Annotated in this window: 21 protein-coding genes; 14 read left to right on the plus strand and 7 right to left on the minus strand. The window is 47.7% G+C overall.

All coding sequences use genetic code 11. From position 1 onward, the window contains the following. Nucleotides 1–66 precede the first annotated feature (66 nt). The 3 genes from KNQ05_RS00820 to KNQ05_RS00830 all read right to left on the minus strand — a co-directional run bounded on the left by KNQ05_RS00820 (nucleotide 67) and on the right by KNQ05_RS00830 (nucleotide 2,244). Nucleotides 67–507: a GNAT family N-acetyltransferase gene (locus tag KNQ05_RS00820; RefSeq protein WP_088837802.1), complete on the minus strand. Its 441-nt coding sequence runs from the start codon at nucleotides 505–507 to the stop codon at nucleotides 67–69. Next, entirely contained in the window at nucleotides 482–1,519 is a 1,038-nt protein-coding gene (locus KNQ05_RS00825; protein ID WP_214804290.1) for an LCP family protein, read from the minus strand. The genes KNQ05_RS00820 and KNQ05_RS00825 overlap by 26 nt, the downstream gene beginning before the upstream one ends. 86 nt (nucleotides 1,520–1,605) lie before the next feature. After that, entirely contained in the window at nucleotides 1,606–2,244 is a 639-nt protein-coding gene (locus tag KNQ05_RS00830) for a YigZ family protein (RefSeq protein ID WP_088837800.1), read from the minus strand. A gap of 89 nt (nucleotides 2,245–2,333) precedes the next feature. On the opposite strand from KNQ05_RS00830, the gene KNQ05_RS00835 reads away from it, so the two are divergent. From KNQ05_RS00835 to KNQ05_RS00900, 14 genes are all read left to right on the plus strand, one after another. Further along, nucleotides 2,334–3,506 (plus strand): sensor histidine kinase, encoded by a 1,173-nt coding sequence (locus KNQ05_RS00835; RefSeq protein WP_088837799.1) that lies wholly within the window; start codon nucleotides 2,334–2,336, stop codon nucleotides 3,504–3,506. Beyond that, on the plus strand, nucleotides 3,503–4,198 hold the full coding sequence (locus tag KNQ05_RS00840) for a response regulator (RefSeq protein WP_088837798.1): 696 nt from the start codon (nucleotides 3,503–3,505) through the stop codon (nucleotides 4,196–4,198). The genes KNQ05_RS00835 and KNQ05_RS00840 overlap by 4 nt, the downstream gene beginning before the upstream one ends. A 134-nt stretch (nucleotides 4,199–4,332) precedes the next feature. Beyond that, nucleotides 4,333–5,178 carry a DegV family protein gene (locus KNQ05_RS00845; protein ID WP_088837797.1) on the plus strand — a complete coding sequence of 282 codons (846 nt, stop codon included), beginning with the start codon at nucleotides 4,333–4,335 and terminating at the stop codon, nucleotides 5,176–5,178. Nucleotides 5,179–5,318: 140 nt separating this feature from the next. Continuing rightward, nucleotides 5,319–6,533 carry a helicase-related protein gene (locus KNQ05_RS00850; protein ID WP_214768857.1) on the plus strand — a complete coding sequence of 405 codons (1,215 nt, stop codon included), beginning with the start codon at nucleotides 5,319–5,321 and terminating at the stop codon, nucleotides 6,531–6,533. Nucleotides 6,534–6,805: 272 nt separating this feature from the next. Continuing rightward, on the plus strand, nucleotides 6,806–7,168 hold the full coding sequence (locus KNQ05_RS15635; protein WP_353048309.1) for a ComF family protein: 363 nt from the start codon (nucleotides 6,806–6,808) through the stop codon (nucleotides 7,166–7,168). Nucleotides 7,169–7,429: 261 nt separating this feature from the next. Further along, entirely contained in the window at nucleotides 7,430–7,591 is a 162-nt protein-coding gene (locus KNQ05_RS00860) for a hypothetical protein (RefSeq protein WP_157898496.1), read from the plus strand. A gap of 36 nt (nucleotides 7,592–7,627) precedes the next feature. Continuing rightward, complete coding sequence (gene flgM, locus KNQ05_RS00865; protein WP_088837793.1) at nucleotides 7,628–7,876, plus strand: flagellar biosynthesis anti-sigma factor FlgM; 249 nt, start codon at nucleotides 7,628–7,630, stop codon at nucleotides 7,874–7,876. 89 nt (nucleotides 7,877–7,965) lie between these two features. Continuing rightward, a complete protein-coding gene (locus KNQ05_RS00870) occupies nucleotides 7,966–8,373 on the plus strand; it encodes a flagellar protein FlgN (protein ID WP_088837792.1) in 408 nt (135 codons plus the stop codon). A 12-nt stretch (nucleotides 8,374–8,385) separates the two neighbouring features. Beyond that, nucleotides 8,386–9,912, plus strand: a complete 1,527-nt coding sequence (flgK, locus tag KNQ05_RS00875; RefSeq protein ID WP_214768855.1) for a flagellar hook-associated protein FlgK — start codon at nucleotides 8,386–8,388, stop codon at nucleotides 9,910–9,912. A gap of 7 nt (nucleotides 9,913–9,919) precedes the next feature. Next, on the plus strand, nucleotides 9,920–10,879 hold the full coding sequence (gene flgL / locus KNQ05_RS00880; protein WP_214768854.1) for a flagellar hook-associated protein FlgL: 960 nt from the start codon (nucleotides 9,920–9,922) through the stop codon (nucleotides 10,877–10,879). A gap of 14 nt (nucleotides 10,880–10,893) precedes the next feature. Beyond that, nucleotides 10,894–11,472, plus strand: a complete 579-nt coding sequence (locus tag KNQ05_RS00885) for a DUF6470 family protein (protein ID WP_088837790.1) — start codon at nucleotides 10,894–10,896, stop codon at nucleotides 11,470–11,472. A 4-nt stretch (nucleotides 11,473–11,476) separates the two neighbouring features. Further along, entirely contained in the window at nucleotides 11,477–11,917 is a 441-nt protein-coding gene (gene fliW / locus KNQ05_RS00890; RefSeq protein WP_239456754.1) for a flagellar assembly protein FliW, read from the plus strand. After that, complete coding sequence (csrA, locus tag KNQ05_RS00895; protein WP_029331452.1) at nucleotides 11,917–12,141, plus strand: carbon storage regulator CsrA; 225 nt, start codon at nucleotides 11,917–11,919, stop codon at nucleotides 12,139–12,141. Before fliW ends, csrA begins: the two co-directional genes overlap by 1 nt. Nucleotides 12,142–12,278: 137 nt before the next feature. Continuing rightward, entirely contained in the window at nucleotides 12,279–13,103 is an 825-nt protein-coding gene (locus KNQ05_RS00900; RefSeq protein ID WP_214804291.1) for a squalene/phytoene synthase family protein, read from the plus strand. Between the two features lie 690 nt (nucleotides 13,104–13,793). Here the strand turns inward: KNQ05_RS00900 and KNQ05_RS00905 are convergent. The 4 genes from KNQ05_RS00905 to KNQ05_RS00920 form a co-directional block, all read right to left on the minus strand. Continuing rightward, nucleotides 13,794–14,690 carry an alpha/beta hydrolase gene (locus KNQ05_RS00905; protein ID WP_088837787.1) on the minus strand — a complete coding sequence of 299 codons (897 nt, stop codon included), beginning with the start codon at nucleotides 14,688–14,690 and terminating at the stop codon, nucleotides 13,794–13,796. A gap of 32 nt (nucleotides 14,691–14,722) precedes the next feature. Next, on the minus strand, nucleotides 14,723–15,604 hold the full coding sequence (locus tag KNQ05_RS00910; protein WP_214804292.1) for a YitT family protein: 882 nt from the start codon (nucleotides 15,602–15,604) through the stop codon (nucleotides 14,723–14,725). Between the two features lie 86 nt (nucleotides 15,605–15,690). Continuing rightward, the gene (locus tag KNQ05_RS00915) at nucleotides 15,691–18,516 is read right to left on the minus strand and encodes a sensor domain-containing protein (RefSeq protein ID WP_214804293.1); all 2,826 of its coding nucleotides are present in this window, start codon (nucleotides 18,514–18,516) and stop codon (nucleotides 15,691–15,693) included. Nucleotides 18,517–18,699: 183 nt separating this feature from the next. Next, entirely contained in the window at nucleotides 18,700–19,839 is a 1,140-nt protein-coding gene (locus KNQ05_RS00920; RefSeq protein ID WP_214804294.1) for a hypothetical protein, read from the minus strand. Between the last annotated feature and the right edge of the window lie 10 nt (nucleotides 19,840–19,849).

The raw sequence follows: 19,849 nt of genomic DNA on the forward strand, positions 1-19,849 counted from the left end.
GAGAGAATCATCGGCCATTTGATTGTTGTCGGAAACGTACGACATAAGGATTGATTTTACTCTGACTTATGAGTCAGCTCCATTGTTTCCAGTCTTACGCTTGAGGTGGACGAGGGCGATGTCTTGCCGGACGGTCGTCGCGTCTTCGATGAAACCGAATTGATGATAAAGCGCAATCGCCGGCGCGTTCAATTTTGCCGTTGAGACGAACTGCAGATCCTCTGCTGCAAGCGCATGGTGCAGTAAACGAGAGGCGACACCTTGCCGGAAAAAATCGGGTGCGACGAGCAGACGTGTAATCGTCCGATCGGAATACGTCAGGCAACCGATGAGTCCGGATTCGGACGTCAAGACGTAACCGAGCGGAGCTTCTTGCGTCAATTCAGCCGATGTTTGGCGCAAAGGTGGAAAATCGGTCGTACCGATTAACTCCGCCTCTATTTGATAAGCACGTTTTTGTAATGCGAACAACGCCTCAAAGTCAGTTTGCTTCAGTCGACGTATCATCTTTTGTCCCTGAATCGTCAGCTGATGCCTCACTTGCCTGGTTCGTCGGCAGAGCGAGTTGTTCTTTTAACATGTTTTTTGCTTCTTGGAGCGACTCTTCATCCAGCTTGTAGTAATAGCCGCCGTTGATTCGGGCATCCGATCCTTCTAAGTCGATCCGGTTGACGGTCGCGAGTGACTTGATGAACGGCTGCAGCTGGAATGCTTCCGTTAACGACATGTTCGTTTGGAAGTTATCGCCGGTCGCTTGCATCAATTGATTCAACTTTGTGATTGAACCGAGCGAAGTCGATTCATCGATGATGGCTTGTAAAATTTGTTGTTGGCGTTTTGTACGGCCGATGTCACCTTCGGGATCTTCGTAGCGCATCCGGGCATAGGCGAGTGCTTCTTCACCGGTTAATGTCTGAACGCCGGGATCGAGCTTGACGCCGCTCTGTTGATCAGATGAATCGAGTGTGTCGATCGGCAACTTGACGTCGACGTCGACTCCGCCAATTGCATCGACAATCGCGACGACACCATTAAAGTTGATTGAGCCATAATAGTCGATTGGGATATCGAGCAAGTTCTCGACCGTCTCAATCGTTGAATCGATTCCTCCGAACGCATACGAGTGATTAATTTTATCTTCGTAGCCGACAGACGGAATCATGACGAGGGAATCCCGGGGGATACTCAACATGCTGACTTTCTTTTCCGCTTTGTTGAAGGTGGCGACAATCATCGTGTCTGATCGTGAAGCAGTGTCACCAGGGCGTTCGTCCGTCCCGACGAGCAGGACGGAGAAATGATCTTTCGTCAAATCGACGGCCGCTGGACGTTTTTCTGATTTTTCACCACGGGATAATTTTACTTCTGTTTTGTTGGCTGTTTGAAAGGTTTTATATGCGACGTAGGCGAACGTAGCGCCACCTGTGACTAAGACGATGAGAAATACGGTGACGAAAATCTTAAACCAAGAGCGTTTTGATTTTCGGTTATTAGAACGAGATCGTGTAGAATCCTCCACTGTTCATTGCCCCTAACTTTACTGAATAATTAAAAAACTTTTAAATTCTTTACAAACAGTATAGCAGGTCGAGACAGAATGTCACGTCAGGTCACATCGTGCTCGATGTAGCGAGAACCATTTTCGTGTATCTTCGCTTGCCCATTCGTCAAGTTCGTCATCCACTCGATGAATGGGGCGACATCGTCTGAATTGACGAGGACGTCGATTTGAACATGATCGAGGTAATGGATTTGGTCGATGAGGTGACGCGTCGCCCGGAGTTCATTTTCTAATTTTCCGAGCCATGTGTAATCGACCGTCACTTCAAGGAGGTCGTGGGAAACGCGTTCGATGACGCCGATTGTATTCAATCCTTCTGAGACACTTGTGCCGTAAGCACGGATTAAACCACCGCCACCGAGCTTGATTCCTCCGAAGTAGCGGGTGACGACGACAACCGTATTCCGGAGATTACGTTTTTTCAACACTTCGAGCATCGGAACGCCGGCCGTTCCACTCGGTTCACCATCATCATTCGCTTTTTGAATGTCATTTCGTTCACCGATGACGTACGCTGAACAATTGTGATTGGCGTCATGGTGTTGCTTTTTAATCGCCGTGATGAAGCCCTGTGCTTCTTGCTCAGAGGTAGCGCGTGCTAAATATGTAATAAATCGTGACTTTTGTATAATGATTTCATGGAAACCATTTTCTTTTACTGTATAATAATTAAATAATGACATAATCAAAAATGTCCTCCTCGTTAACTAGTTCTTTCTAGCATAACGACGAATCGGGAGAGAGACAACCACGGGGGACTGGAGGGAGTAGCATGACGAATGAGATGAGGGAGCGGCTGTCCTTGAATGATATCGTACAGAACATCATTGGTGTCGTAGAAGAAAGTCGGGAAGAAATCGTTCGAATTACAGAAGATTCAAGAGAACAATACGCAGAAATCCAACAGGAGTTACGGGATTTGAAGACGCGTGTTCATGACTATATTAAAGAAGCCGAACGACTGGAACGACTGATCAAGGATTCAAAAGCACGACTCGTCGTCGTCAGCAAGAACTTCGATCATTACTCCGAACAAGACGTCAGAAGCGCCTACGAAACGGCGAATGCCCTTCAACTCGAGTCGTTCATCAACCAACGGGATGAAATGAACTGCCGAAAGCGGCGGGATGAACTCGAGCGTCGCTTAGTCCACCTTGATGAGACGATTGAGCGAGCCGATATGCTGATCAGTCGCGTCTCGGTTGTCCTGAATTTTTTGACGGACGATATGCAGGTCATGAATGAAAAGTATGAAAAGGCGATGCAAAAACAAGAGATGGGTTTAAAAGTATTTCAGTCGGCTGAGAATGAGCGACGGCGCTTATCTCGAGACATGCACGATGGACCAGCACAAACGCTTGCTCACGTTTTGATTCGTGCAGATTTGATTGAAAAGATTCACCAGCATAACGGAGCAGAAGCAGCCTTTGAAGAAATACATCGCCTCCGGATCTTGATTCGTGACGGGCTCGCGGATATTCGCCGGATCATTTATGATTTACGTCCGATGACACTCGATGATCTTGGATTTGTTCCGACACTCGAGCGTTATCTTCGTCATATGCAGGAAATTTCGAACATTCCGATTCATTTTAATTATCTTGGCGGTGGGGAGCGGATTGAGTCGACGTATGAAGTCGCTGTCTTCCGAATTGTTCAAGAAGCCGTCCAAAATGCAGTTAAGCATTCCAAAGCGAGTGATATTCGTATTATCATAGAACAGTATCAACATTCTGTCCGTATTCATGTGAAGGACAATGGGATCGGGTTTGACTTTGATGAAATTTTTGCTTCGTGCGATGAGTCGTTTGGACTTGTTGGCATGCGTGAGCGAATTGAATTGATTGATGGTTCGTTTGAAATCGAAACGAAACCAGATAAAGGGACGGTCATCAAGGTAGGGATTCCGATCGAAGAATCCGAAGCGAGAGGGGAAACACAGTGAATAACGAGCAAGTAAAAGTAGTCATCATCGACGATCATCAGTTATTCCGGGAAGGCGTCAAACGGATTCTTGATTTTGAAGAAGAATTCATCGTTGTCGCAGAAGGGGCGAGCGGAGCGGAAGTGATTCCACTCGTCGAAGCCCATCAACCGGATATCGTCTTAATGGATATTAATATGCCGCAAGTCAATGGTGTTGAAGCGACAAAACGTCTCATGGAGGTCCATCCGGATGTCCGCGTCATCATTTTGTCGATTCATGACGATGAAACGTACGTCATGCACGCGTTAGGCGCAGGAGCGGTTGGTTATCTTCTGAAAGAAATGGCGACGGATGAACTCGTGAATGCGATTCGTTCCGTCTATCGCGAAGGGGGATACGTCCACCCGAAAGTCACACCAAACCTTTTGCAAGAGTACCGTCGTTTGATGAAGATGAAACAAACGATGTCTTCCCAACCGATTGAAAAACGTGTCGCGGAAGCGCCGTTACACGTCTTGACGCGTCGTGAGTGCGAAGTACTGCAGTTGCTTGCTGACGGTTTCTCGAACCGGGCGATTAGTGATACGCTCTATATCAGTGAGAAAACAGTCAAAAATCATGTTTCCTCAATTTTGCGGAAAATGAATGTACCCGACCGGACAGGTGCTGTCGTCGAAGCAATCCGACGCGGCTGGGTCGTCGTCGTATAATAAAAAGACGGTTGCCAAAGCGGCGCCGTCTTTGTTTTTGTATCGAAATGAACTATGATACACTTAATAACGATTGTGACGTGTCAGAAAATTACAAGTCACGACGGAACTCTTAAAAGCGAGGAAATTCACGGATGAGCCAGATTGTGATTTTAACGGATAGTACAGCCTATCTGCCAACTACCTATTGTGAAGAAAATAATGTTCATGTCGCACCGCTCAGCGTCATTTTTGATGGTGACGCATACCGGGAAGGGTTCGATATCTCAGTCCCTGAGTTTTATGCGAAGATTCAAACGGGAAGTCTGCCAACGACTTCGCAGCCGAACATCGGTGACATCACGGATGCCTTTGAACGACTACCGGCGGGAACGGATATCATCGGAATTACGTTATCAAGCGGGATTAGTGGAACGTATCAAGCTTTACATACCATTAATATGATGGTTGATCACGTTCAAGTTCACCCGGTCGACTCACGAATTTCATGTATGCCGCAAGCATTCTTAGTGAAGGAGGCAGTTCGGATGCGTGATGCCGGGGCGACGGCAACAGAAATCGTCGCACGTCTTGAAAATCTTAAAGTGATGATTCGTGCGTATTTCGTCGTTGATGATTTAGAGCATTTACAACGGGGCGGACGTCTCAGTATGACGCAAGCCGTCGTTGGTTCTTTCTTAAAGATTAAACCGGTTCTTCATTTCGTCGATGGGAAAATCGTTCCGTTCGAAAAGATTCGGACGTTCAAACGGGCGGTTAAACGGATTGAAGAGATGATGGAAGATACGATTCATAATGAGGGTGCAGGATATGTCATCGGTGTCATCCATGCCGAAGACGATGCCAAAGCACGCGCTGAAATCGAAGTGCTCGAGCAACGGTTCCCGAAAGCGCAAATTGAAATGAGCGTGTTCGGTCCGGTTATCGGGACACACCTTGGTCCTGGTGCGATCGGGATCACGTGGTACAAAGCGGATTAATGAAACAAGTGTTGCACCGAGAAAGAACATCACTTCAATGGGATGTTCTTTCTTTTTTGACTCATCTTTACACTGCCGGCAGGAAGCGCACGCAAGACTGACGAAAGGAGGGGGAGTCTCATCAAGAAAGGGAGTGAGTCATGGATATTCGAGGACGCCTGATTCCGAGCGATCAAGTAAAGGTTTCGCTTGGTTCGAATGAACGTCGGTACCCTGCTGTGACATGGCGGTGTCAACGATGCGGGGGACTGCCGACACGCGGACCATGTACATGCGGGAAACGCTGTTACTATTGTCGGCACTGCCTCATCTTCGGTAAATTAAGAACGTGTGATACGCTCGTCACAGATGCCCGTCCGCTTGACTCCGTCCTGCCGAGTCGGCACGAGCCGCTCGCATTAACACCCGACCAACAACGGATTGCGACGGCGATTGAACGAACGATTGAGCAACAAGGACGTTTGCTCGTCCACGCTGTCTGCGGTGCAGGAAAAACACCGATGCTGTTTCCTGGCATCGAGACGGCACTGCGTCTGAAGAAACGTGTCCTCATCACGACGCCACGGGCGGATGTCGTCCGAGAATTAACGTTACACGTCAAACGTGCTTTTTTGGACGCGCGAATCGTCTCGTTGTTCGGCGGCTCGGAGGAACGTCTTCAGCTCGGAGATATTACGATCAGTACGACCCATCAATTGATTCATTACCGTGCTTGCTTTGACGTCGTCTTCATCGATGAGGTCGATGCCTTTCCCTATAGTACGGACCGGACGCTACATCGCTACGTCAAACGGGTGATGTGCCGCGCGGCATCACTCATCCTTCTCAGTGCAACCCCTTCCTTTAGGAACAAACGCCTGCCGACCGTCCGCCTGATGCGGCGGTATCACGGCTTCCCGTTACCCGTTCCGCAACTCCACTTTTCCTATACACCAGCCCATTTGATTGAATGGCTTCACAGTCACGCAGACAAACCACGACTCGTCTTTGTGCCGACCGTTGCCGTACTCGCGTTATGGCAGGAGCGACTCGAACAAGCGGGATTAACGGCTGAAACGGTCCACGCGGCAGATCCTGACCGGATCGTTAAGGTCGAACGCTTTCGGACGACAGCAACGATTTTATTGACGACGACGATTTTAGAACGTGGCGTCACCTTTTCGAATGTCCAAGTCGCGGTCGTCGATGCAGACGTGTCGTTTACGGCAGCGGCATTGATTCAAATCAGTGGACGTGTCGGGCGAGATGTCGATTTCCCGAGTGGGGACGTCATCTTTTTCGCAAATGATCGATCGAATGCGTTATACGAAGCAATCGCTGATATTCAGCGTGCGAACCGGGAGGGTTTCCGATGAATTGTCTGCTTTGCCAACAATTTTTTTTACCGAGCTGGTCATTGTCGAACGTATGGACTAGGCAAACGGTATGTCGAACCTGTAAAATAAAGTTTGTAAAAAGAGGGGAATGCACGGATTGTGGAAAACCGGGTCTCACCCTTTGCAGCGATTGTCAGCAGTGGCGGCGACTCGGTTATGATTTGAAGACGGACCCATTATTTTTATATGAGGCAACCGCAAAGGATTTTTTGAAGCGCTATAAGTTTTTAGGGGATACGGCGCTGTTGGACGTGTTTAAAGAAGAGCTGAAGAAGGTAAAAGTGAAACAGGATTTCATTGTGCCGATTCCGCTCAGTCGAGAGCGACTGAGCGAACGGCGTTTCAATCAGGCGGAAGGCATCGCCCGGATGATGCGTGGAAAGGTCACATTGTGTTTGGCACGTTCAGATGGTCCGGCGCAAAGTCGCAAGGCGAGGCGAGAGCGCCTGTCTCGGGCCAATCCGTATGAAGTGATCACTTCCGTCGAGGGGAAAACGATTTTACTCGTCGATGATGTGTATACGACGGGAACGACCTTGCATCAAGCGGCTTTGCGACTACATGAAGCAGGTGCAAAAGAAATTTCTGCCGTAACTTTATTTCGAAGTGTTTAAGAATTCTTCATTTCTGCCGATATTCATAATGAGGTGAAGGAAATGGATGTATTAAACTGCAAATCTTGCGGGAAATTATTTATTCGTCAATCTTCTGACCTGTGCATCGATTGCATTAGGAAAGATCATACTGATTTTGAGAAGGTGCGTGAGTTCCTGCGAGAACGGCGGAAAATCCGAACCTCACCTATTGATGTTGAGCAAGCGGTCGGGGTCAAACGAGAAACAGTCCTCCGGTACATTAGGGATGGGCGTTTACTGATGTCAGAAATCACACAGATGGAAATCACGTGTGAGAGTTGCGGGAAACCTACCCGTGACGGTACGATCTGTGCCGATTGTCGTGAGAAATTACGACGCGACCTCGCCCAAGCGATGCTAGATTCTTCTGCCCCTTCGAAACCGAGAACGTATCGAACATGAATTAAGAATCTTGTAATCTAGAAAGCAGGTGTTCACATGCGAATTGATTCTACGAAATGGGTGAATATGCCTAAAGCGTACGAAAGAAATCAAGCAGTAGAAGGAACAGAAGCAAAACGTACGAATCGGCCGGATGAAGTGACAATCTCGAGTGAAGCGCGTGCGCGTTTCAATGAGACACCAACATCACGGACCGAAAAAATCGAATCCCTTCGTCAAGCCATTCAGGATGGAACCTATAAACCAGACGCGAAAAAAATCGCGGAGCGTTTTTTGAACTTGTAAGAGGGACAACTATGACAGTAGAGGCGACTCGGGGCACGGATGCGCGGGTCGCTTTTTATATGAAGAGCAAACTGTGAGGAGGCAATCGGATGGAAATCCTTGAACAACTCGTAAGTGAGCACGATGCTTTATTGGATCTTGCAAAAGAAAAAAAGACAATTTTGATTCAAAATGATATGAAGCGACTCTCACAAATCGTCAAAGAAGAACCGGTACATCTGAAACGGATTGAACAGCTCGAACAACAACGGCTTGAACGGATGGGACAGGTGACGATGACCGAGTGGTTACAAGATCACCCGGAGGATGTCGCTTCATTACGCCGCTTGTTACAGACGATCGGTCAGCTCAAACGACTGAACGACTTGAACGCTGAATTACTCGAACAATCGCTTCATTATCTCGATTGGCACTTACAATTGCTGATCCCGGAAGCCGATGATTTTACATATGGTCAGTCCGCACTCGACCGCACACACTTTAACCGGAATGCTTAAGGAGGTAGACGAATGGCATCAACTTTTATGGGGCTTGAGACAGGACGTCGGGCACTGACGACGAACCAATGGGCGCTCCAATCCACAGGAAACAATATTGCGAACGCCGGAACGGCTGGTTTTTCACGTCAGCGCTTAATCATGGCGACGACAGAGCAACTCTCGATGTCGATCGGAACGGGCAAGATGGGGCAAATCGGCACAGGGGTCAAAGGGGAATTGCTTGAACGGGTGCGTGACGTGATGCTCGATAAACAGTATCGCGACGAAGCGACGAAGACATCGTACTATGGTACGAAAGAAGCGGCATTCGGCCGAATGGAAGACATCATCAATGAACCGTCGGATACCGGTCTATCAAAAGCTTTTGATGGATTTTGGGAGTCGCTTCAAACACTGTCGACGAATCCGCAAGATTCCGGGGCGCGCAGTGTCGTCCGTCAAAAAGCAGAAACCTTGACGCAAACGTTCAACTACATGGCGAAGGCGCTTAATCAAGTGCAAGGCGACCTGAAAAGCGAAATCGACGTCTCGACGAAAAAAGTCAACGATTTGTTCAAAAAAATTCACAATATCAATGCGGAAATCCATACGGTTGAGCCGCTCGGCGTCTTACCGAATGCGCTATACGATGAGCGGGACCGTTACTTTGATGAGCTCGCTGAATATGTCGACTTTGAAAAAGTCTCCGTCGACAGCGATGCGATCCAGCAAGGGCAGCTCGGAAATACCGTCAAAACGGCAGAAGGACGAATCGATGTCCGGATTAAACTACCGAACGGCGATAAGTTGCTTGCAGTCGACTCGGATTTACCGAAGGCCGGGACACTCACGTTCACGACCGATGCGAACGGACTCTATACAGGGTTTAAAACAGATTCACAAACGATTTCATTTGACACAGCAGGCGGCTTCTCATCAGGACGGCTAATCGGTCTGATTGAGATGTATGGTCATGTCGAGAATGGTCAAGCAACGGGCGAATACGTCAACATGCAAGGGCACCTCGATGAGATGGCAGCAACATTTGCCGAAGCCTTCAACACAGCCCACGCAGGGAATCTTAAAAAAGACGGGACGAATGGGACAAACGAATTTTTCGGTTCATCCAACGGTCCGATCACAGCGAAGACGATCGCACTAGGAAGCGAAATCAAGAGGAGTCTCGATAACATCGCGACGTCGACGGATGGAAACATCGGGGACAGCGCCGGTGCCTTGAAGCTCGCCAACATGAAGACGGCAAGCATTCGTTTCGACCAGTCGGATACGACAACGACAATCGGTTCCTTTTATCAAAACGTCATCGGTGACATGGCGGTCGCGACCGACCAAGTCGCGCGACTCGGGCAAAGCTCGGCCGTCTTGATGGAAAGCGCGGAACAGCGCCGTATGTCAGTCTCGGCTGTCTCAATCGATGAAGAGATGACGATGATGATTCAGTACCAACATGCTTACAACGCGGCAGCGCGTAATATCACGACGGTTGATGAGATGCTCGATAAGATCATCAACGGTATGGGAATCGTAGGACGGTGATGACTAAATGAGAGTAACGCAAACGATGCTGACGAAAACGAATATCGGACACTTATCGTCAAGCTACCAAAAATTAAGCACATTACAAGAGCAATTGATCAGCGGTAAAAAAATCCAACGTCCCTCGGAAGACCCCGTCGTCGCGATGCAAGGAATCCGTTACCGGACAGAAGTCCGTGAAGTCGAACAGTTCAAAAAGAACGTCAACGAAGCGACAGGTTGGATGGACTTAACCGATTCGGCACTGAACGAAGTGACGTCAGCGATGAGTCGTGTTCGTGAATTGACGACGCAAGCAGCAACGGATACGTATGACGCGACACAACGAAAAGCAATTCAAAGTGAGGTCGGGCAGCTGATTGAACACATCGGGACACTCGCCAACACGAAATACAATGAAAAAGTCATCTTCAACGGAACGAAGACGGATCAACCGTTCGTTTCGATGGAAGGTCTAAAAGAGTATTTAGCGACGCCTGGTAAGTCTGTCGATACGGTCTTTACGGACGGAAACCCGGGCGGTAAAGACAGCGAAGTAATCCGCTATGAAGTGTCGTCAGGAATCGAAGTCCAGGTCAATGTCTCGCCGACGAGCGTGTTTAGCGCAGAGACGTTTACAACACTAAAAAAATTATATGATGCGCTTGGTGGTGTCTCAGACACGGGAGCCGTCGATAGCTCAAACAATGGAGCCGAGTTGTCAGGGATGCTAAAGGATTTAGACACGATGCTGAATCAAACGGTCGAGACACGAGCGGATCTCGGAGCACGCGTCAATCGTCTTGAACTGAATGCGTCACGCCTTGAAGATCAAGAAATCATCGCGAAATCCGTCATGTCGGATAACGAAGACATCGAAGCGGAAAAAGTCATCATGGAACTCAAATCGTACGAGACGCTTCACCGGGCCGCACTCAGTGCCGGTGCGCGAATCATTCAACCGACACTACTCGATTTCCTACGTTAAGGAGGTGACGGGAGATGAACCTTCCGCATCTTGAAATGCGTCAAACGTCTGCTAAAATCGGTATCAATACGACACGGGCGACGCTTGAACAACACCAACAACAAGCGTCCTTGTCAATCGAGCAACCGAAAGGCGAGCTGTCGCTCGAAACGGTCGCGGCACGACTCGAAATTGATTCGTCACAGGCATGGATTGAAATCGGACGAATCCCGGCATTTGAATCCGTTCAGCGTTATGCTGATTACGGACGACAAATGGGACAACAAGCAGTCGGGCGGGCAGCAGCTGAAGGGGATCAGTTGATGCGGATCGAGCAACGGGGAGATGCCGTTGCTCGCATCGCGACATCCCGGCAAGCACCACCGGCAGAAGTGACGACGCTCGGCTTTACGCCACGCAGTCTCGACCGGGTCAAAATCAATTACACACCGGCAGAGGTGCGTGTCAACTATACGGCGCAAAAACCGCAAATCGATGTTGAGATACATCGACCGGAATTAAACGTCACGCCAGGCACGACAGAAATTTACCTACGGGAACAAAATCAACTGGATATGTGGCCAGTCGGCGGCATATTCGATGGGGAAGGATAATCACATGCATATCGAAACAGATTTTTTTGGAACGGTTCAAATCGAGGAAAGTGAAATCATCACGTTCGCTTCCGAAGTACCCGGTTTTCCAGAGGCACGTCGTTTTATCTTATTACCGTTCGGAGAAGGCATTCCGTTCTGGTCCTTCCAATCGATTGATCAAACGGAATGCGCATTCGTCGTGACGAATCCGTTTTGGATTGATCCGGAGTATGTCTTTGAATTACCAGAATCAGCGAAAGAACAACTCGGTATCCAAGATACGGCACAAGTCGCTGTCTATACGACGGTCACGTTACGTGAACGGTTCGAGGAGTCGACGACGAACTTACGCGCACCGTTCGTCATGGAGACGAAACGTCGGCAAGCGAAACAAGTCATCCTTGATGAAACGTATTCAAACCGGCATGTGATTGGTAGTCTAACGGAAGTAGGTGGTCGCTGATGCTCGTCTTAAAACGTAAAACGGGGGAAGCGATTCAAATCGGGGATGATATCGAGTTGACGGTTCTTGCAATCGAAGGGGACCAAATCAAACTCGGAATCGATGCGCCGCGTCACATCGACATCCATCGGAAAGAAATTTATCTTGCAATCCAAGATGAAAATGCGGAAGCATCTCGCAGTACCGGATTGATGAGTCAGTTGTTAAAACAGCGTTCTGAATAATGAGGTGAACTTCTTTTGTGCGCACGCGACCAAAAGAAGTTTTTTTCATTTCCACGAAAAAAATGCTCATTCCTTTCGAATCGTGTATAGTAATGTAGAGAAAAGAAACCTTTTTAGACAAAGAGGGAGTGTAAGCAATGAATGAGACGAAGCAGCTGAAAAAAGATGCGAATCGTGTACTAAAAGCGACGAGCCGAACCTTTTATATACCAATCAGTCGCCTATCGCAAGAACTGCAAGAGGCAGTCGGGTCTGCCTACCTGTGCATGCGTGCGATTGATGAGATTGAGGACCATGAAGACTTGCCGACAGACGTCAAGACGACGCTCCTTCGGGAGACGGCCCTCCAGATGCGTGGAACGTTTTCGGGAGCTGCTTATCAAGCATTGATTGCACCGTATGCAAATCAGTTGCCGGAAGTGACCCTTCGTCTTTCAGAATGGATTGCTTACTGTCCGGCGGGGATTCGGGCGAAAGTCCTTGAATCAACGGCAGAGATGGCAGAAGGGATGGCTGTCTGGGCAGAACGTGACTGGACGGTCGAGACGGAAGCTGATCTTGATGAGTACACCTATTATGTTGCCGGACTCGTCGGTGTCATGTTGTCAGATATTTGGTACTGGAAAGCGGGTATCGTCACGGATAAACAACAGGCGATTGGTTTTGGTCGGGGACTCCAAGCAGTTAACATCTTACGGAACCAACAAGAAGATGCAGAACGCGGTGTCGGATACTTCCCACCCGGTTGGACGACGGAGACGATGTTTACGTACGCGCAGGATAACTTGGCAGAAGCGGATTTGTATCTCGCGTCGATTCCGAAAGAGACGACGATCTACGAGTTTTGTAAGATTCCACTTGCCCTCGCACATGGAACGCTGGATGCGCTCGCTCGGGGAAAAGAGAAGCTCAGTCGACCAGAAGTCTTGAAAATCGTCGGAAGTGCGGTTTTAAAACGATAATGAACTGACTAAAAGAGAAACACTTACACATGACGCTTGGCAGGATGAGGCGTGTGGGTAAGTGTTTTTTGTCGTTAGCAGGAGTCCGGAACTTTAATGTTCTGCCGCGGTTTCTGAACAGTGTAGTAGCTGGGTTTAAACGTGTGGACAACGTGCAATCGGGAGAGAAGGCGTCTTCCTTGTTCGTTGTTCCTTAATCCCCACGGACAACGAGCAGGGTCTTGTCTGACTTTGAAAGTGCGTTAAAAACGCACTTTTTCCCGTAGGAGTCAACGAAACGTGACGCTTTTTAGGTAATACCGTGACAGAAATCCAGGCATGCAGGCGGTTTAGAGCGCAATCCGTCTCGAATCGCTTAGAACCGCGAAAAGCAATCGGTCGCGACCCTGCAGCTTTGCTGTATCGGCGTGACCGATTGCCGCTTTGAAGACGAGGCGAGACAGGGAAGCGCGAACGGATCGCATCTCGTTATAGCATGTTCACGCTTCATAAGCATTTGTCTAAGGTCTGAGCGTAGTCGCCGTGTTTTTCTCTAATTCGAATCATTTTAGTGAAGTCGTCCCAAACAAAAAAAGAGTCTAACCTACTGATAAAAAATCAGCTTGGATTGACTCTTTTTTTTGGGTTAAGAGATTGAAGGTACAGCGACTGTTCCTTAATTAAAGAGTTGCTGCGATTATTGATGTGAAATCATTTGATGTCTTCTAAATAAGATAGGACCTTGTCTTCATAGGCTTTGCGGTCATGGGCATAAGACTGGACATGTCCGCCGTTTTCCGTCACATAAAGCTCAGAATGTGGCGCCGCTTTTTGAAGGCGCATGCTTTCCGTGACCGGAATCGCATCATCGTCCTTGCCATGAATCATCAGGATGGGAAGATCAATCCGTCGAATCGCTTCAATCGGTTTGACACGTTCCGGGTTCAGCCCTGTCAGTGGAGGCGTCACTTGCAGGATGACGGGTGTGAACGGGAAGTTCGGCAACCCGCTCCAGACGGGGAGGTTCGTTTCTAAATAATTTTCTAAATCACTGAACGGACTATCCGCGATGACACCGGCGACATCTGCTTTTGGAGCCGTGACAAGGGCAGTCGAAGCGCCCATTGAGATACCATAAAGAACAACCGGCTCTGAAGCACGTGATTTGGCATAGCTGACAGCTGTCAGCAAGTCATCTTGTTCTTTTGCCCCGACCGTGACACGTTTTCCTTCCGAGATCCCGGACCCGCGGAAATCAAATGTTAAGACGTTATAGCCGGCATCATGAAATTTTTTGAAGAGCGGGAAGATGGGGACATCCGTCTGTTCCCGGTTTTTCCCATAGCCGTGAGCAAAGACGATTGTCAGTTTCGCATCCTCACTCGGAATCCACCAGCCGGATAGCCGCGTGCGATCTTTTAGCGAGCGGAAGGAGACGTCTTCATAAGCCAGTTTTTCTGCTTTTTTAGGATTCGTCGTCAATGCTTCCCGTTCCGGTTTCGTTAAGGACGAACCGACATAAGCAGAAATTCCGACGAGAGCAATCAACAAAAGAACGATGACGAGGATCAATCCCCCGATGATTTTCTTGCGATGTTTCTTCAACAACGGCGCGACTCCCTTTCTCGAACAACTGTGAATTAATGAATATCTTTTTTCTTGAAGCGGCCACCGTGGACGTCATGAATGTTGCCGATGGCGATGAAGGCCTGTTCGTCGAAGTCGCGGACGATTTCTTTTAATTTCGTTTCTTCGAGCCGGCTGATGACACAAAAAATGACTTTCTTATCATCCCCGGAAAAAGATCCTTCTCCATTTAAGTACGTCATGCTCCGACCGAGCCGGTCCATGATGGCAAGGCCGATTTCTTCGTAGTTCTCAGAAATGATCCATACACTCTTTGATTGATCGAGTCCGTCAATGACGACATCAATTGTCTTGAAGGCAATGAAATACGTAATCAGCGAGTACATCGCCCGGTCCCAACCGAAGACGAATCCGGCTGCTCCGAGGATGAAGACGTTAAAGAACATTACAATTTCACCGACGGAAAAGGGGGTCGAGCGACTGAAGGAAACAGCAAGAATCTCCGTTCCGTCGAGCGATCCACTGGCCCGGATGACGATACCGACGCCAATTCCGAGAATTAAACCACCGAAGACGGTCGCAAGGAGATCGACGTTCGTCATCGGTCCGATGCCTTCGAGTAATTTCGTCGCGACCGCCATGATGAAAATTGCATAAAGCGTAGACAGGGCAAAGGTCTTACCAATCTGTTTATAACCAAAAAAGATGAACGGGATATTTAAAAAGAAGAGCCATAATGCAAGTGTCGTATCCGTCAGTTTTGACCCAATGATGGAAATTCCGACAATCCCACCATCGATGATATTATTCGGAACAAGGAATCCTTTCAAACCGATTGCGAAGACGATGGCACCAATCGTCAATAACAAAAGGCGGCGTATAAGTTGCCATTTCGTCGTTCGTCGGTGAGCTTTCGTTTGGATCGCACCACTCATCGAATTCCCCCTTTTTGAAAAGTGTTTCTGTGTTTACTATAACAAAAAAGCACTAAGGCATGCGAGAGCAACCTTAGTGCGAATAATTAGATAAACGGTCGAATTGATTGGAAAAACCGTAAAACGAGTTCTGCTTCCGAAGTGTTCGTATAGGCACCGATATATTGTCCATGTTCGAAACCGATGACGGTCAGTGTGCAGCTGACAAGTTGTAACCCTTCGGATAAACGGACTTCGAAGGTCGCTGTGTTTAAAGGCAGCGGGACTTCTGTTGTGAAATAGAGGTGGCGTGTATCCGTCTGATGCGCATGAATGTCCGAATAATCGAAATCCAGCGCCATTTCATGGTGCGTCAACATCTTAATTTTCCCTTCAATCGAAAAACTGGGAGTACCTTCACTTGTCAGGGCGCAGGCTTCAATCGGATACAAAATTTCCCGTAACAAATAACTTTGCATGATTTCTGTTGAAACAGGACGACTGAACAAATATCCTTGAATGTTCGGACAATTGAGGTCACGGAACGTTTCCAGCTGTCGTATCGTTTCAATACCTTCTGCAACGACGGAAAGATTGAAGACGGACGCCATATAAAGAATGCTTTTAACAATGGCCTGTGCTTTTGCGTCATCAGCAATGTGCGTTGCAAACTGACGGTCAATCTTGACGACATCAATCGGATATCGCTGTAAATAAACCATCGATGAGTAACCTTTACCAAAGTCATCCAATGCAATTCGAACACCGAGGTGACTTAAGTGTTCGAGCATACGGTTCGTGTTCGGGTCTTCCATAATAAGTGCTGCTTCCGTGATTTCGAGTTCAAATAAATGAGGGGATAAATTGTATTTTAGCAATGCCTGCTCAATCTGATGTTCAAAACCGGGAATCAAGAAACGTTTTGGTGAGACGTTCACTGAAATTGGAATAAGATTTGAACCGGCCCGTGCCCAAGAGTTCATTGCTTGGCATGCGGTCTCAATGACCCAGTCGCCAATTGCAAGATGAAGTGAGCTTTCCTCAGCAAGGGGGATGAAGTCATTTGGCGGAATCCGTCCCCATTCTGGATGTTGCCAACGGATTAAAGCTTCAAGTCCAATGATTTTTCCGGTCCAGCTATCGACTTTCGGTTGGTATTCAAGGAATAGCTCGTTGCGTTCAATGGCATAGTGTAAGTCTTGTTCGAGTCGGTAACGTCTGTAGTAATCGATGTCAAGATTCGAAGCGTAATGATGAAACGTACTGTGATCTTCCCGTCGTGAACGGCGTAAAGCAGTGTAGGAATGTTTTAGCAGTTCAATCGCATCCTGACTGTCTCCCGGGAAACGACTAACCCCAGCAGAAATACGGGCGAACAATTCATACGGTTCAATCAAAATCGGATTTGCCGAGAGTGCGAGCAGTTTTTCCGCACAGGAAGTAATGTCATCACTGTAACTGGAGGGTACGAGCATGGCATACTCATCTCCCCCAAGATGGCCAAGGAATACTTCTTCCGGTTTAGTGATCGACAGAATGCGACTCGTCGCTTGTAACCATTGATCACCGGATGCATGGCCGAACGCGTTATTGATTTCAGAAATCCGGTTGAAGGAAACCGAAAGAACGGAGAAAGATTGATCGTTCTTCATCCATTCCTCAATGGTGTCCGTTAATAATTGACGGTTCGGCAATTCGGTGATTGCATCAATCAATGCGAGTTGCTGCAGCCGTTCCTCATACTCTTTTTGAAGCGTGATGTCATGCATGATACTGTTTGAATAGGCAATGTTCCCATCCAGGTGGAAAACAGGTAACTGTTGATCTTCAATCCATTTCCGTCGTCCATCTGGAAAGCGGAGACGATATTGAATCGTTCCGGATTTTCCAGAAAGCAGTTGTTGGATAAAATGTTTCATCGCCAGGTGATCCCGTTCGTCTATTCGCTCGAATAGCCATTTTTGACTTAAGCACAAATCCTCTGGCAATTCTTCAAAAATTTGAAGAAACCCCTGGGAGTGGAAGAGGACTCGGCCAGTAGAAGGGTCGATTTGCGAAATGGCTGCATCAAGCGCTTCGTAAATTTCACGTGTCTGTTCCCGTTCAAGCGTTAATTGGCGTCGCGCTTCGTTGACTTCCGATAAGTCATACAGGATAACGGAAATTAGTTCATTGTTTTCCGGGCGGCGAAATGCTTTTAAGCGTAATAATTGATATCCGTTTGAGGCATTTAAGACAGAAACCTCTTGTTCAAACATCTCCACTTCACAATCAATGAGTCGCTCCATATTAAACAGAAGCGGGTCAAAATCGCGCGGGTGAATGAGGTTATGTAACTGTTCGCGTGATAATGTCCCCAACTCGTCAGATGAAACGCCTAAGTAATTCATCAAAGAGGCGGAATGTTCGATGCTCCTCGTAGAAGGATCGTAATGGAAGACAACAAGTTCTGGAATGTGTTCCGTTAGTTCGAGCTGTGATCGAATTTGAACAACATCTTCTTCAAGTTGTTTTTCTCGAGTGATATCACGTGCGATCCCGTATACACCAATGACTCGATTATCTTGAAGAATGGGCATGTTCGTAATCTTTAAGGTCAGCCGATAATGATCGTTATGGAGGCCTTGGGCGGTGTAGTGAACGGTCTCTCCTGTAAGAGCACGTTCAAAAAATGCTGTGACTGCATCAATTTGTTCAGGGGGATTAAATACTCCAAAGTGTTCATACAGTGTTTCCGTGGAATACCCAAGCATTGCAGGCAATTTTTCATTGAAATATATGATTTCACCAAGATGGTTAAAAAAGAAAATCGCATCCGCGTTTTGATGGAAAAAGAATTCTGCGCTATCGGGATGTGAGAGTTCTAATCCACCAATGAATAGAGGGGATGTCGATGAACGACTTAGTCGTTGCATAGCGTCGAAAAAAGTCATAGCTATATCTCCTCACTAGAATGTAATTCAAGAATCTGTAATCCTATTTCTAGTATCGGTTCTAAGTGGCGACAATTGCAATTAAAGTTCGAAAAATAGACTGTTTTTTCAAAAAAAGAGAATCGGAATATCAAAAAACAAATAAAAGAACAGGTACAGAAGCACCTGTTCTTTTTGAATGGATTAAATGGCAAGATCGACAGATGTCTCGCTTGCATTCGGGTCCGTTGATTGATCCGTATTCTTTTCGTTCATTCCGTGGTGACGACCACCTTGTCTACCATCGCGTGGTCCTTGCTTAAGGTCGTCATAACTTGAGACCTGATCCGCACGTTCTTGCATCCGTTCCTTCATCGACGTCGCTTGTTTTTCTGTGATGGAACCGTCTGCTAGTTTCGCATCAATTGCAGCCGTTTGAGCGGTGAGGACCGCTTGCTCGAAGTCGTCGAAGGCGATATCGTTCGCTTTCGCAAATTCAGGAAGTGCTTGATCGGCAGCTTCGAATTTCGCTTCATCGAGTTTGAGACTCGCTAAGACCGTTGCAGTCGTGTCACCGAAGACGTCGCGTTGTCCGCCGTCACGTTTGCCTTGTCCTTGTTTTTCCCGATCCGGCAACTCGTCATAACTCGTCATGTCTGAGAACTCTTCAGTCATCCGTTCTTTAATCGTCGTCGCCTGTTTTTCCGTCATCTTACCGTCTTTGACGAATTGGTCAAGTTGTTCTGATTGTGAGGCGATGACCGCTTTTTTGTAGTCGGCGAACTGGATTGATTGGGCTTTCGCGAACGCGGCGAGTGATTGGTTTGCAGCATCGAAGTCCTCTTGATTTAAGTTGAGTGCGGCAAGGACATCTGCGACGAGTTCTTTATTAAAGAAACCGCCCTTGTCACCGTGACGTTGCCCTTTAGGCTGCTGTTCTTTCAATTCGTCATAGCTCGAGACTTTGCTGAAGCGCTCCGTTTGACGTTCTAACATATCAGCGGATTGTGTTTTCGTAAGATCCCCTGACGCGACAAGACTAGCGAGTTGTTCTTTTGTTGCTGCAAGTTCAGCGGCTTTGTAGTCGGCGAACGAGATACCTTTTTCTTCTGCGAGCTCAGCAATCGATGTCTTCGCTTCCCGTGCTGTTTGTGCCTCGTCTTCTGTGATGCCGAGTTTATCTAAGAGGATTGTAACGTCCATTTTTTTCATACCTTCGAAGTGATGACGCTCGGATTTCGTTTTCGATGCATCGCTATCATTTGTTGCAGCGAGAGCAGAAGCTCCTCCTACTGTTAATGCGCTGATTGTAAGTGCGGTGATCCATTGTTTTTTGAATTTCATGGTTGATCAC

The organism is Exiguobacterium sp. s125 (assembly GCF_018618605.1).
In the GTDB taxonomy this organism is placed as follows: Bacteria; Bacillota; Bacilli; order Exiguobacteriales; family Exiguobacteriaceae; genus Exiguobacterium_A; species Exiguobacterium_A oxidotolerans.